Below are 14,007 nucleotides of genomic sequence, written 5' to 3' on the forward strand. Positions count from 1 at the left end.
CCCTCCCCCGCTATCGCGCTATCGGATTCACACATCGTAGAAGGTCAGCGCGGCTCCGAACTTTATTCGTCGAAAGTCGTCGAGGCCCTGGCGCATTACTTTGGGGCCGGGCTTTCCGTAATAGGCGGTCCAGCCGCCGAGCCTGGCGACGACCCAGGCGGCGAAGGCGAGGCTGCCTTTGCGGTGGGGGTTCTTCTGGCGGGCCGTCGCGCCCTCGAGCTTGGCCGAGACGGCCTCCAGCAGCGCTTCGTCCTCGGGCTCGAAAGCGTCCGTCAGCAACTGGTCGGTCGCGCCGTCGCGCGCCTTGACCAGTTGCATGACCGTCACCGCGGCGACCGCCGTCGCCGCCACCAGCTTGATCATCACTTTCGGATCGCAGATGTCGGCCTGCTCGATCTCGAAGCCCGCCGTCTTCAGCGTGCGGAAGAATTCCTCGATGGTCCAGCGCATTCGATAGAGGTCGATCACCCGGCGCGCCTCGGCCAGGCTCGTCGCCGCATGGGTCGTGAGAAGCCGCCAATGAATGGGCGCGACGCCCTCCGCGGCCCCGACCTCGCGCACGTCGACCAAAGTCACGCCGACCGCGTCCGGCAAGTCGCGCGCGCCGTGGCGCGGCTTGCGCAAAGTGACCGGCGAGACGCGGACCGCGAGCGCCGCCTTGCGCGCCTTGCGTCCCGGAGCCGCCGGGATCTCGGCGACGAAGCGGCCCGCCTCGGCCAATCCGTCGGCGAAGGGGAACAAAAGCTCGATCGCATCCTCGCCGTCTGCGGCGATCGTCCGGTTCTGGCAGGCGCGCACAATCAGCTCCACGCCGCCCGGACGCTGCGCGAGATGCGCGTAGATGTCGCTCTCCCGATCCGAGACGACAGTGATCCGCTTCGCCGCCGCGAAATCCTCGCGCGCATGCGCCGCCACATCGAGCCAGCGCTGCGATTCCTTGTCCGCGAGCGCGCGCGAGCGCCGCGCCGCGACCTTGGCCCCCGTGTCGCGGTTCCAGACCTCGGCATGAGCGAGGCCGAGCAGCGCGCCCGTGCCGGCGTCGAGCGCCAGGGCCGCGTGCAGCAAAAGGCCGCGCGTCCCGCCGCCCTTGCCGACCGGCCCATAGCCGTTCGCCTGCGCGCGCTTGCCGCCGAGCGCCAGCTCGCTGGTGTCCTGCGCCACCACTATGTCGCGACCCGCCGCCCGCGCCGCTGTGAGCCCGGCGGCGTGCCGCGCCATCTCCTCGGCTGTCACCGCAGGATTGCGCAGGAAGCGCGTGAGCCGCACCTCCTGCGCCCGCCGCCCGCCGGCGATCCGACGGATGCGCGCGCACGGCCGCGCGACAAGGCCCCGATGCAACGAGACCCCCCTTTTTCCAGGCGGCGGTCGCCGAACCGCCCCAGTCCATACGAAATCGCCATGCCCCACCCCGCGAATCAATACGCGACCCACGGAATCAAACAGACCCCACCGAGGCAATCACGATGTGTGCATTCGATAGCGCTATCGCGGGAGAGGGGGCAGGTTGCGGCCTTCATTGACAACGCTGATCGCGCGCGTTCCCTCTCCCGCGCATAGCCCGGCGAAAGACGGGCGTCTTCCAGACGCCCTATGGCGGGGGAGGGACAGGGAGGGGGTCTTGCGCCATACTCCCAAAATGCAGTTCGACCGGCTCCCCCTCGACCGCCTCACCGCCGCCGCCCGCCGCGCCGCCTCCGCGCTGCTCAACCTCGTCTATCCCCCCTCCTGCCTCGTCTGCCGCAAGGCGGTGGCGGAGCATGGGGCCTTGTGCGCGGCGTGCTGGCGGGAGATCGCCTTCATCGAGCGGCCCTTCTGCGAGCGGCTCGGCACGCCTTTCGCGCTCGATCTCGACCAGCCCGGGCTTATCTCGCCGGAGGCCGCCGCCAATCCGCCGGTCTTCCATCGCGCCCGCGCGGTGGCCCGCTACGATAGCGACAAGGCGCGTTCCCTCGCGCATCGGCTCAAATATTACGATCGGCTGGAGCTCGCCGTCCCCATGGGCCGCTGGATGGCGCGCGCCGGCGCGGATATTCTCGCCGACGCCGATATCCTCGTTCCGATTCCGCTCCATCGCCTGCGCCTCGCCGCGCGGCGTTTCAACCAATCGGCGGAGCTGGCGCGGGCTATTTCCCGCGAATGCGGGGCGCCGGTGGAGACGCAAGCGCTTCTGCGCGTGAAGCCGACGGCGCCCCAGGTCGGCCTCTCGCGCGCCCAGCGCGCGGTCAATCTGTCAGGCGCCTTCCGCGTCGACCCCGAGCGCGCCGCCCTCATCGATAACGCTAAGCTTGTGCTGGTCGACGACGTGCTCACCACCGGGGCCACCGCCAACGCCGCCGCCCGGGCGCTTTTGAAAGCCGGCGCCGCGCAGGTCGATTTGCTGGTCTTCGCGCGGGCGGTGACAAGCGCGTGACATCGGGGCTATAAGCGGGCCAACGAAACCATAGGTCCAGGCCTTCCCCCAAAATGGCGCGTATCGAAATCTACACGACCCCGACCTGCCCCTATTGCATCGCGGCCAAGCGGCTCCTGACGCAAAAGGGCGCTGCGTTCGAGGAAATCAATGTCGCGGGCGATCCGGCGGGCCGCCAGGCGATGAGCGAACGCGCCAATGGCCGCACCACCGTCCCGCAGATTTTCATCGACGGAAAACATGTCGGCGGCTGTGATGATCTCCATGCGCTCGACAGCGAGGGCGGCCTCGACCCGCTCCTCGCCGCGGGAGCCTGACCATGGTGCATTACACGCTGGTCTGTGACGAAGGGCACCAGTTCGACGGCTGGTTTCGCGACAGCGAGACATTCGAGAAGCAAGTCGAGCAGCATCTCGTCGTCTGCCCTTTCTGCGCGTCGGAGAAGGTCACACGCGGCGTGATGGCGCCGCATGTCGCGCGCAGCGGGCGGGAAGAGGCCCCTGCGCGCCTTCGCCAGATGATCAAGGAATTGCGCGAGCATGTCGTCGCCGGGACGGAAGATGTCGGCGAGCGTTTCCCCGACGAGGCGCGCGCCATCGAAGACGGCGAGGCGGAACGCCGCCCGATCCGCGGTCGCGCCACCTTCGAAGAGGCCAAGGCGCTGCTCGAGGATGGGATCGAGATTCTACCGCTGCCGGATTTGCCGCAGGACAACTGACGCCATTGCCGTTTGAATGACGGCGTTATTCCCGATGGGCTGAAAGCCCGACAGGGAATCCAGAGCCTCCCGTCATTGCGAGCGAAGCGAAGCAATCCAGAGCCGCGATAGCTGCCCTGGATTGCTTCGTCGCTTACGCTCCTCGCAATGACGGCGGGCCAAGATAGCGCCGGTTTTGCCTGCCATTGGGCGACGCCGCTAATCCTTCGGCGGATCGACGCGCTCGCACATCACCGTTGCGAGCCGCTCCCGCGCGCGCGTCATATCCGACGGGCGCTTCGCCAGCGAGCGCACCAGCACGAAGCCGCGCTTGGCCGGCGCCGTGAGGCGCACTTGCTGCTGCGGCGCGTCGTCGCTGGCGCTCAAAGCGTCCATCTGCCTGTCGTCGCCGATCACGATGTCGATCTTGCCCTTGATCGCCGCGCGGTCGGTGATGGCGTGATAAATGCGGCCGGCTTTGGCGTGGAAGGAGAGCGCAAGATAATCCTCGCCATCCGCCGGCGCCGTCACCCGCAGCATCCCTTTCGACAAATCATAGACGCAGACGCCTTCCGCAAAGGCCGGGTCTTCGAACGGCAAGGGCTCGGCGCCGGGCGCCATCGGCGGCAGCGCGACGAGCGCGAATGTCGGCGCGTCCCCGACGGCCGCGCGTGCGCGCGCATAGGCGTCCTGCGGCGCGACCGCCGGCATCAGCAGCACGGAAACGATATGCACGATGCCTGCGACGAGCAGCGTGGCTGCGGCCCAGGGCAAATAATCGAAAAAGCGGTCGGGAGGAGCTAGGCGCACTTCAGCTTCACGATACGGGGGAAAGTATTGGGATCGGGTCGGGCGTCGACATCGAGCGGCGTATCATAGAGCCGCAGCATGAGCACGAATTTGCGCGCCTCTCCTGGAGACAGCCAGTTGCCGGCGCGGGCGCGGCGGGCGATCACAAGTTCGAAGCCGCCGCCCTCGCGCCGCAACACGTCGACCGACGAAAAGCCGTAGCGCCCCGCCGGATTGTCGATGAGCCCGCCGCTCGGCGTCGCGAGCGACAGAGTCCAGAAACGCGCCGGCGGCAGCGGATCGACGACGCTATATTCGCAGGCGCCGTCGAGCGGGGCGCCGCTCGAATCCGCCGTCGCGATAAAGGCCAGGCCTTGGTCGCGCCCCAAGGGCGCTTCTCCAGAACGCGCGATCCCGGCGCGGGCGTAGGGATCGATATTGGGGCCGCCGACGGATGGCCAGGCCGTCCAGGGGCCCGCCCGCAGGGCGTTGAAGCCATGGCCTGCGTTGAGCGAAACGACCGTCGCCGCGAGCCCGAGCGCGAGGCCGCCCATCATCGCCGAAGCGGCCCGCAGATATTTTGTGTAAGGGGGATTCGCTCCAAAAGCCGTCTGGCGTTTCATTTGGCCCCTCGCTATTGGACCGCGCCGATCGTGGGGAAATCGCCGCCGCGCGTCTGCGCGATCGTCGCGGGCGAGACGAGCGAACTCTGCCTGCCGGTCGCGGCGCTCCGCGCCTTTTTCTCGATCGACTCCAGCGCCTGCGCCGCGCCCTTGGAGAGGGTCGCCGGCCGTTGCGGGGCGCCGAGCTCCAGAGGCTTTGCGCCGTTCTCACTGACTGTGGCGGCCTCCGGCCTGGCTTGCGTCGTGAGCCCGACAATGGGCTTGAGCGCCACGCCCTGATGCGCATAGGCCATGACGTCGTGCCAGGTGCCGGCCGGCAGCGTGCCGCCGGTCATGTTGTTCATGGGCTCATTGTCGTCGTTGCCATACCAGACGCAGCCGCCCATCGTGCCGGAATAGCCGCAGAACCAGGCGTCCTTATAGCCATTGGTCGTGCCGGTTTTGCCGATGACGTCGATGCCCTCGCCGAGCTGCGCGCGCCTGCCTGTGCCCTCTTCCACCACCTTCTTCATCATGCCCGCGAGATCGACCACCTTCTCATAAGGCAACACCTGTTTTTGCGGCGGCGCGTCACGATCGTGGCGATAGAGCAGATCGCCCTGGCGATTGCGGATTTCGACGGCGGCGAAAGGAATGACGCGCTTCCCGCCATTCACGAAGGCGGCGTAGGCGGATGAATGCTCGATGAGGATCACGTCGCTCTGGCCGACAGGCAGGGACGGCGTGTCCTCGAGCGGCGTGCTGATTCCGAGCTTGCGGCAAGTCTCGATGATCTTCGCGCGGCCAATGCGCGAGTCGCCGTTGCCGATCGCCTGTGAGAGCTGGATGGCGACGGTATTGAGCGATTTCGCCAGCGCCATGGCGAGCGGCATGGAGCCCGCATAACCGCCGCTATAGTTGTGAACGCAGTAATTGCCGATGCAGGTCGGCCGGTCGGTGACGATGGTCGTGGGCTTGAAGCGGCCGGTCATCAGCGCCGTGAGATAGACATAGGGCTTGAAGGAAGAGCCCGGCTGACGCGAGCCGTCGGTCGCGCGGTTGAATTGGCTCGCCCCATAGTCGCGGCCGCCAATGATGGCCCGCACGGCGCCGTCGGGCTCCATGACGACCATCGCCGCCTGCTTCACGTGATAAGAGCGGCCTTGCTCGCGTAGATTTTTCTCGATGACCTCTTCCGCGTGCTTCTGCACATTGGAATCGAGCGCCGTGCGAACCGCGAGCACGCGATTGTCGCCGAGCTTGCCGGCGGCAGCGAGCTTGCGAATTTCGCCATAGGCAAAGTCGAGATACCAGTCGGGACTGTCCTGCCGCTGCCGGTCGACGGGCGTCGCCGGGCTCTTTTGCGCCGCGATGACTTGGCTCTCGGTCATGAAGCCGGCGTCGACCAGATTGTTGAGCACGTCATTGGCACGGGCGCGGGCTGCGGGAAGATTATTGTGCGGGGCGTATTTCGTCGGGGCTTTGAACAGGCCGGCGAGCATCGCCGCCTCGGCGAGCGTGACGTCCTTGACCGACTTGCCGAAGTAAAACTCAGCAGCGGCCTGAATGCCGAAAGCGCCGCCGCCCATATAGACGCGATCGAGATAAAGCTTGAGGATCTCACGCTTGGTGAGGTGATGCTCCAGCCACAAAGCGAGAAAGGCCTCGTTGATCTTGCGGGTGATGGTGCGCTCGTTGGAGAGGAACAGATTCTTGGCGAGCTGCTGCGTGATGGAGGAGCCGCCCTGCACCACGCCCGAGGAGCGCGCATTGACCGTCAGCGCGCGCGCCGTGCCGATCACGTCTATGCCGAAATGCTCGTAGAAGCGGCGATCCTCGGTCGCGAGCACGGCCTTGATGAGATAGTCGGGATATTCCTCCAGCGGCACCGCGTCGTCGTGCTTGATGCCGCGCTGGCCGACTTCATTGCCATAGCGGTCCAGGAAGGTGACGGCGAGATCGGTCTGCTTCAGCCAGTCGCCCTCGCTGGTCATTTGGAAGGCCGAGCTGGCGAGCGCCGCCATGGCGATGAGCCCGATGACGCCCCAGGTGAGCGTCTCGCAGGCAAGCTCGACCCCGAGGCGCGCAAAGCCCGAGACATGGAAGCGCTCCATGAAGGTCGAGAAATTCTCGTAAAGCTCGCGCGACCGCCGGCCGCTGTCGAAGACGCTCGAATCGATGAGCGCGTCCGCCGACAGCAGAATACGCCGGATACGCTTCACAAAGGACGAGGACCAAAGACGCTCGAACAAGGCTCGCAGGCTCCCGGCGGGACAATTAAAATCGCGGCGCGCGACGTTAGCATCTTTTAAACCATCTTGACGACGCCGCCGCGGCCCCCCATTCCGATTATGGTTTCCGCCCGAAGGCGGAACAGCCGGACAGGGAAGAATGTCAGGGGAAAAAGGCGAAAAAGGCGCGGCGACCCCATTTTGGGAAAAGCCGCTATCGGAACTTACGCGCGCACAATGGGAGAAGCTCTGCGACGGTTGCGGGCGCTGCTGCCTGGTAAAGCTCGAGGATGAGGATACCGGCGCGATTTACCACACGAGCGTCTCCTGCAAGATGCTGGACCACGAGTCCTGCCAGTGCGGCGACTATAAAAACCGCCGCGACCATGTGCCCGATTGCGTGCGGCTGACCTTGAAGAAGCTGCAGGAGATCGACTGGCTGCCGCCCACCTGCGCCTATGTGCTGCGCGACGCCGGCAAGCCCCTGCCGCCCTGGCACCCGCTGATCTCGGGCGACCCCGAGAGCGTGCATCGCGTCGGGGTCTCGGTGCGCGGGAAGGTTGAGGTCAGCGAGGCTGACATCGACGAGGAGGATACGCCGGACTACATCCGGTTGTGGCCGAAGCGTTGGCCGAAGAAGGCGCGGTATTGAGGTGACTATTGAGCGCGCCGCGCTCGCGATGAAGGGCACCAAAGTCAAGCGCCTCACCTATAACCATCCCGTTGGGGGGTTAAGGCCGCTCGCTTCCTTCATTGGAGGAAGAAGGTGAAGAAAGGGAAGCTTTAACGGGCTTCCCTTTTTCTTTTTTCGGAGTCACGCTCTTAGCTGGAGCGGGACTAACGATCTGCGCGCCACGACGCGCACCATCCATACGCTGTTACGCTTCCTTATCGCTATAAGAGCCAATCGGATCGCCTTTTTGGCCGCAGAATTCACAGGACTGGATATGAACGACCCAAAGTATCTTAGTGATTTAAGAAAATATGGATCAGGTGATCCAACACAAGATGACCTACAGTCGCTTGAGGCAGAGCTATACGAAGGACCGGACCGCGCTATGGCGGTTGTGATGGGGTCGCTGGTGGAACGCTCGCTAGGCAAGCTTTTGCGTAACCATATGAGAGAAGATGAAGCAGAGGAACTCTTCAAGCCATCTGGGGTACTCGGCGATTTCAGCTCAAAAATCGAGATGTCGTACGCCCTAAAGTTGGTCGGAAGAGTCACTCGACACGACCTCAACATAATCCGACTTTTGAGAAATCAGTTTGCTCACTCTCGAAGGCCAATCCAGTTCACAACAGACGTTGTTAAGCGCTGCTGCAACGAGCTTTCATACCCTGATATGCCAAGTGTATTCATCCCATTCGACTACTTAAACAAGGTCACAGAAGCCCGCCTTGCTGAGGCCTCAGACAAAACCCACCCAAGAACTCGCTTCATGGTAACATGCAATGAAATTGCCCAAAGAATATATTTTATCAGGAGCGGCGATATTAGCGATAAACGAAATGACCTTCCTTAAAGGCGATGCGCGCCAGCTCAACAGATAATTAATAATATTTTCCATTCGCAAAACACATCGCATCCGTCCACCTTGGCCGTCCGTCCAAGCGCAACAATCTCACCCCCAGAGGTACTTGGCAATTTTATACCTTCCCCCGGCTCACTCTTGAGGACCACAATGCCCTTCGAGAGATAACCTTTATCGGCCCGAACGCAGGGCACAGCCCGCGATCTGCAAAAGGTATTTTTTCCTAGCATCTGCTCTTCATGCAAATCGGAAATACAGCCCTATTTTTGATGGACTATCGCGATTTCAACGGCCTTCGCCTCCTGTGACACCCCGACTTCGCAAGGATTTTATTCTTGACAGCGGGACGCTAGTCGGGTAGATAAAGCCCATGCTCCACAATTGCGCCCGAGCGGCGAGGCCGCCGCTGCGACGCGGGGACCATCCGCCGATCAAGCGAAGCCATCCCGAGCCCGGCTCTGGATGGCTTCGTCGTTTTCGGCGCCTCGAGCGGGCCTGAAGGCCCGCGGTCCGGACCGCGCGCCTTCAGGCGCGCTCAGATTGTTGACAAAGTGGCGGTGACGCCCCTCCTGCTTCGAGACGCCTGCTGCGCAGGCTCCTCAGCATGAGGAGCTTCTACAACTTCGCCGAACACTTAGGCCTCATCCTGAGGAGCGAGCAAAGCTCGCGTCTCGAAGGACGAGGCCGCCTCGAAGGTTTGTCAACAAACTGCGCGCGCCTTCAGGCGCGCTTTAAAATGCCCAGACGAGAACGCATGGCTACGAGCCCCTCCCCGCCGCGCGCCAAAGTCGCGCAGGCGAAACTTCTCTATGACGCCGGCGCGCCGCTCGCGGAGATCACGAAGCTCCTCGGCATGACCGACGGACAATTTCGCAGCTTTCGCGAAAGGAACGACTGGCCCAAACGCGCCTCGGCCTGCAAGCGCAAGGCGGACGCCGAAGCGCCGCCGCCGCAGACAAAACCCGCCGACCCGGCCCGGCTCATCGCGCGACTCGAAGATGCGGTCGAGCGCGAATTCGCGCGCGCCGAGGCGGCGCTCGACAAACATGCGCCCAAGACAATCGAAGCCAGCGCGCGAACCCTCGCGACGCTCGTCAAGACGCTCGCCGAATTGAAGCGCATGCAGCGCGACGCTGGCGAAACCCGAGAGGACGCAACCGCCCAAGATGACGACGCCAGCGACGCGCCGCCCCGCGAATTGGCCGAGCTCCGCGCGGAGCTTGCTCGACGGCTCGAGCGCTTGCGCGGCGGCGGGCCGCCTGGATGAGCTGCTCGACGGTTTGACGCCGCGCGAGCTCGAACGCTTGCTCGCCGACTGGGAATTCGTGGCGCGCAAGGATCAATGGCCGCCGGGCGCCACATCGAACGGCCTGCCCTGGCGCCAATGGCTCATTCTCGGCGGACGCGGCGCCGGCAAGACGCGCGCCGGCGCCGAATGGGTGAAGGGCCTCGCGCTCGGACGCCCGCAATTCTGCCTGCATCCCGCCGGCCGCATCGCGCTTGTCGGCGAGACGGCGGCGGATGTGCGCGACGTGATGGTCGAAGGCGTCTCCGGCCTTCTCTCCGTGCATGGCAGACGCGAGCGGCCACGCTGGGAAAGCTCGCGACGACGATTGCTGTGGGACACCGGCGCCGTCGCGCAGGCCTTTTCGGCGGAAGACCCCGAGAGCCTGCGCGGCCCGCAATTTCACGCCGCCTGGTGCGACGAGCTCGCCAAATGGCGCTACGCCAGGGAGACATGGGACATGCTGCAATTCGGCCTGCGTCTCGGCGATTGGCCGCGCCAACTCGTGACCACGACGCCGCGACCCACGCCCTTGCTGAAAGAGCTGATCGCCCATCCCGCGACCGCGCTCACCCGTGCGCTGACGCGCGAGAACGCCGCCAATCTTGCGCCCTCCTTTCTGGAGAGCGTGATCGCGCAATATGCCGGCACAAGGCTCGGGCGGCAGGAACTCGACGGCGAGATCGTCGAAGAGCGTAAGGACGCGCTGTGGACCCGCGACATGATGGACGCGGCGCGCGTGACGGAGGCGCCCTCTCTGGCGCGCATCGTCGTCGCCGTCGATCCGCCGGCGACCTCCGGCAAGCGCGCCGACAATTGCGGCATCGTCGCGGCCGGCGCCGACGCAGCGGGGCTTGTTTATGTGCTCGAAGACGCCACGCTGGAAACCGCGCGGCCGGCGCAATGGGCGCGCGCGGCGATCGCGCTCTATCACAAGCTTTCCGCCGATGCGCTGATCGCCGAAGTGAACCAGGGCGGCGAAATGGTGCGCGCCGTATTGAACGAAGCCGACGCGAGCGCGCCTGTCACGATGGCGCGCGCGACAAGGGGTAAATATCTGCGCGCCGCGCCGGTGGCGCAGCTCTATGAGCAGGGCCGCGTGAAGCATGTCGGCGCCTTTCCGGCGCTCGAAGACGAGATGTGCGATTTCGGGCTCGACGGATTGTCGTCGGGGCGTTCGCCCGATCGTCTCGACGCGCTCGTATGGGCGGCGACGGCGCTGGCGCTGACGCCCAAGGCGCCGGAGCCGCGCATGCGGCGGGTGTAATTAGCCAGCTTTTCCCCTCTCCCGCTTGCGGGAGAGGGTGGCCCTCGCGTGAGCGAGGGTCGGGTGAGGGCCGCCCTCATCCGTCACGCGTTCCGCGCGACACCTTCTCCCGCAAGCGGGAGAAGGGAAATCCGGTCATTTCAAGAGACCTCTCATGCATTCATTCTTCTCGCGCCTTTTCGGCGCGGCGGCGCCCGCGCGTGAAGCCAAATACTCGCGCGCGGCGAAGCTGCTCGCCATGCATTCCATCGGCCTGCCGCAATGGACATCGCGCAATAGCGCCGCCATGACGCACGAAGGCTATGAGCGCAACGCCGTCTGCCACCGCTGCGTGCGCATGGTGGCGGAAGCCGCGGCTTCTGTTCCGTGGCTCATGTATCAGGGTCGCGAGGAGCTGATAGATCATCCGCTGCTCGCTTTGATCGAACGGCCCAATCCGCTCGACACCAGCGTCTCCTTCATCGAGACGATCTGCGCCAATCTCCTGCTCTACGGCAACGCCTATATCGAGTCTGTTCTCATCGAGGGGCAATTGCGCGAACTCTATGCGCTGCGGCCCGACCGCATGAGCGTCGAACCGGGACGCAACGGCTGGCCTTCGGCTTACGTCTATCGCGCGCTCGGCGACGAGATCCGCTACGACATGCGGGGCGAAGGAATCGAGCCCATTCTGCATATCCGCTTCTTCAACCCGCTCGACGATTATTACGGCTTCGCGCCGCTGGCCGCCGCGCAAGTCGCGCTCGACACGCATAACGCTGCGAGCTTTTGGAACAAGGCGCTGCTCGACAATTCGGCGCGCCCTTCTGGCGCGCTCGTTTATGCAGGTCCCGAGGGCGCGCATCTCACCGACGATCAGTTCAACAGGCTGAAGCAGGAGCTGGAAGAAAATTTCTCCGGCGCCGAAAACGCCGGAAGGCCGCTGCTGTTGGAGGGCGGGCTCGATTGGAAGGCGTTGTCGCTGTCGCCCAAGGACATGGATTTTTCCGAGTCGAAAGCTTCCGCCGCGCGCGAGATTGCGCTCGCCTTCGGCGTGCCGCCGCTGATCCTCGGCCTGCCCGGCGACAACACTTTTTCCAATTACAGCGAAGCGCATCGCGCCTTCTGGCGCCAGACCGTGCTGCCGCTCGTCACGCGCGTGCAGAAGAGTTTTCAAGTGTGGCTGCAGCCGGGCTATGGGCCGTTCCGCTTCGACTACAACGCCGATCGGCTGGAAGCCTTGGCGAGCGAACGCGCCGCCGAATGGGACCGCGTCGGCAAGGCGAGTTTTCTTACGCTTGACGAGCAGCGCGAGGCAGTGGGCTACGGCCCGACGCCGAAGGAGGCGCTCTTCGGCAAAGACGGAGCGGCGCCTTTGGAGCGGCGCTACTCGCCGAGCCAGCCGCGCGTCCCCGCGGGATCGCCCGAAGGCGGGCAGTGGACGAGCGGAGGCGGGGGCCGCAAGCCTTCGGACGGAAGCCCCGACGGGCCGATACGTATCGGCGAGAGGGTCGACAGGCTCCCGATGAATGTCGACCGCAACGTCGGCGAAGCCCTCAGCGGGTCCGTGCAATTAGCGCAAAGCCGCGGCGGCGGACGCGGGCGTGGCGCGGCGAACCAGCCTGGCACGGCAACCTCATCGCAGCTCGACCGTTTCGAAATGAGCCGCGACCTCGTGCGGGACGCGGAAACCCGCGTGCGCGAGATCGATCCGCATTGGAAACCGGAACCATCGCTTTCAGACCCGAATGACATCGAAAGCCTCATCGCGCGCAACGAGGACTTAACAAGGCAAGCAAATGCGCGATACGCGGAGTATCTGCGGGAGAAATACGGCGACGTCGTGCCTCAGAGCGGTCGGGCATCCCGAGGGAATCTGACTGGACCAAGGGCGCATGTGCTGGAGAAGGATGACGCCGACACGCGGCGCGGTAAAATTAGAGAAAATGAATCAGCTGACATTCTTTGGCTCAACGGGCACAATGTCGAGCAACTCCATCAGCGCTCCAACGCTCAAGGCGTCAAGCAACCTGACTATCGGATCGATAGCGAAATCTTCGACGCATTCGCACCGCGAACGGATCGGGCCCGGAATGTGTGGAGCTCCGCAAGATACAAAGTGACTACAGATCAGTCTGAGAATGTTGTAATTAACCTTATGGACTCGCCGCTGACGATTGAGGAGATCATCGCGCAGTTCCGAGCTTTTCCGATTCCGGGGCTGAGGCGCCTTTGGCTTATCGACCGGTATGGCAAGCTTTACTACCTTTTTTGAGGCCACAATGTCTATTTGCTTTGCTCTCAACAGTGCGCTATCGCCCGATCAGACGAAGGAACGAATCTCACAGGCCCAGGAAAAATATGGAGACATTCTCCGCTACTTCTGGATTTCAAAAGTCGGAGAAGCGGAGTCCTACAATCGCGAAGACGACGCCGAATTCGGTTTCGAACCGAAAAGCACATTCCTGATTCAATGGAATAAGGAGCGTTCGGAACTGATCCGGCTAATTCCCGTCATCTTTTACGACATCTTCGGAAAGGACAACGTCCTCATCCGTGACAATAACTACGACGTCGTCCCGCCTCCGTAAGCCTTAGAAGCTCCGGCGCGGAAAACGCGGGGCGTCCCTCGCTGCTCGAAGGCGGGCTCGATTGGAAAGCGTTGTCGCTGTCGCCAAAAGACATGGATTTCGCCGCGTCGAAAGCTTCCGCCGCGAGAAGCGATCGCTTCGAGCAATTGATTGCGATTAAAGGCCTCGATGGCCGTACCGTGACCGTAAAGTTCATATGGTCACGCTGATAACGGGGAAGCCGCCATGAAGACAAAATTCAACGAACTCGAACTCGTCCGGACGACATGCGCCGTCGAAGCTCAGCTTATCAGGGACGAGACGACAAATATCACATTGCCTGAAGGTTCTGTTGGCACGGTTGTTGGCGTGCACGACGCTGACCCGACCAATGTCGGCTATACGATCGAGTTTCCCGCGCCGGACGTATACACGGCCGTCTTGGCCACGCTTGCAGAAAAATATATTGCCTCAGCGTAACAATCTCAGCGCCCACGACAATAGGTTTTCACCTTACAGGTGGCCCCAATGACGCTGGCGCAAAACGAACCTATCGTCGAAAAGTAGCGAATGGTGGCGCCAGAGGGCCGTGTCACACAGGCGCGCGAAGTCTATGAGCGCAACGCCGTCTGCCATGAGGGTTCA

The 14,007-nt window shown here is 63.8% G+C and carries 14 protein-coding genes; 10 read left to right on the forward strand and 4 right to left on the reverse strand.

All coding sequences use genetic code 11. From position 1 onward, the window contains the following. Positions 1–27 precede the first annotated feature (27 nt). On the reverse strand, positions 28–1,338 hold the full coding sequence (locus QNA11_RS10305; RefSeq protein WP_283482962.1) for an IS4 family transposase: 1,311 nt from the start codon (positions 1,336–1,338) through the stop codon (positions 28–30). A 298-nt stretch (positions 1,339–1,636) separates the two neighbouring features. Between QNA11_RS10305 and QNA11_RS10310 the strand changes: the two genes are divergently transcribed. Genes QNA11_RS10310 through QNA11_RS10320 form a run of 3 tightly spaced genes read left to right on the forward strand, consistent with a single transcriptional unit; the run spans position 1,637 to position 3,128 of the window. Continuing rightward, the gene (locus tag QNA11_RS10310) at positions 1,637–2,410 is read left to right on the forward strand and encodes a ComF family protein (RefSeq protein WP_283484195.1); all 774 of its coding nucleotides are present in this window, start codon (positions 1,637–1,639) and stop codon (positions 2,408–2,410) included. Between the two features lie 53 nt (positions 2,411–2,463). Continuing rightward, a complete protein-coding gene (gene grxC, locus QNA11_RS10315; protein WP_202072908.1) occupies positions 2,464–2,727 on the forward strand; it encodes a glutaredoxin 3 in 264 nt (87 codons plus the stop codon). Between the two features lie 2 nt (positions 2,728–2,729). Further along, the gene (locus QNA11_RS10320) at positions 2,730–3,128 is read left to right on the forward strand and encodes a DUF1178 family protein (protein WP_283482963.1); all 399 of its coding nucleotides are present in this window, start codon (positions 2,730–2,732) and stop codon (positions 3,126–3,128) included. 198 nt (positions 3,129–3,326) lie between these two features. Here the strand turns inward: QNA11_RS10320 and QNA11_RS10325 are convergent, their stop codons facing one another. Genes QNA11_RS10325 through QNA11_RS10335 form a run of 3 tightly spaced genes read right to left on the reverse strand, consistent with a single transcriptional unit; the run spans position 3,327 to position 6,750 of the window. Then, on the reverse strand, positions 3,327–3,917 hold the full coding sequence (locus tag QNA11_RS10325; RefSeq protein ID WP_283482964.1) for a DUF1254 domain-containing protein: 591 nt from the start codon (positions 3,915–3,917) through the stop codon (positions 3,327–3,329). After that, on the reverse strand, positions 3,908–4,519 hold the full coding sequence (locus QNA11_RS10330; RefSeq protein ID WP_283482965.1) for a DUF1214 domain-containing protein: 612 nt from the start codon (positions 4,517–4,519) through the stop codon (positions 3,908–3,910). Before QNA11_RS10330 ends, QNA11_RS10325 begins: the two co-directional genes overlap by 10 nt. Before the next feature lie 11 nt (positions 4,520–4,530). Further along, the gene (locus QNA11_RS10335) at positions 4,531–6,750 is read right to left on the reverse strand and encodes a transglycosylase domain-containing protein (protein WP_283482966.1); all 2,220 of its coding nucleotides are present in this window, start codon (positions 6,748–6,750) and stop codon (positions 4,531–4,533) included. A 139-nt stretch (positions 6,751–6,889) separates the two neighbouring features. On the opposite strand from QNA11_RS10335, the gene QNA11_RS10340 reads away from it, so the two are divergent. The 7 genes from QNA11_RS10340 (at position 6,890) to QNA11_RS10375 (ending at position 13,842) form a co-directional block, all read left to right on the forward strand. Beyond that, a complete protein-coding gene (locus tag QNA11_RS10340) occupies positions 6,890–7,381 on the forward strand; it encodes a YcgN family cysteine cluster protein (protein WP_281930758.1) in 492 nt (163 codons plus the stop codon). Between the two features lie 268 nt (positions 7,382–7,649). Next, on the forward strand, positions 7,650–8,252 hold the full coding sequence (locus QNA11_RS10345; protein ID WP_283482967.1) for a hypothetical protein: 603 nt from the start codon (positions 7,650–7,652) through the stop codon (positions 8,250–8,252). Positions 8,253–9,015: 763 nt separating this feature from the next. Further along, positions 9,016–9,528, forward strand: a complete 513-nt coding sequence (locus tag QNA11_RS10350; RefSeq protein ID WP_283482968.1) for a hypothetical protein — start codon at positions 9,016–9,018, stop codon at positions 9,526–9,528. Next, positions 9,482–10,813 carry a DNA-packaging protein gene (locus QNA11_RS10355; protein ID WP_283482969.1) on the forward strand — a complete coding sequence of 444 codons (1,332 nt, stop codon included), beginning with the start codon at positions 9,482–9,484 and terminating at the stop codon, positions 10,811–10,813. Before QNA11_RS10350 ends, QNA11_RS10355 begins: the two co-directional genes overlap by 47 nt. A gap of 154 nt (positions 10,814–10,967) precedes the next feature. Next, a complete protein-coding gene (locus tag QNA11_RS20615; protein WP_349362193.1) occupies positions 10,968–13,067 on the forward strand; it encodes a phage portal protein in 2,100 nt (699 codons plus the stop codon). A gap of 7 nt (positions 13,068–13,074) precedes the next feature. Then, entirely contained in the window at positions 13,075–13,383 is a 309-nt protein-coding gene (locus QNA11_RS10370; RefSeq protein WP_202072918.1) for a CDI system immunity component, read from the forward strand. A 225-nt stretch (positions 13,384–13,608) separates the two neighbouring features. Then, on the forward strand, positions 13,609–13,842 hold the full coding sequence (locus QNA11_RS10375) for a hypothetical protein (RefSeq protein WP_202072919.1): 234 nt from the start codon (positions 13,609–13,611) through the stop codon (positions 13,840–13,842). Positions 13,843–14,007: the final 165 nt, after the last annotated feature.

It is taken from the genome of Methylocystis sp. JR02 (assembly GCF_030063565.1).
GTDB classification, from domain to species: Bacteria; Pseudomonadota; Alphaproteobacteria; order Rhizobiales; family Beijerinckiaceae; genus Methylocystis; species Methylocystis iwaonis.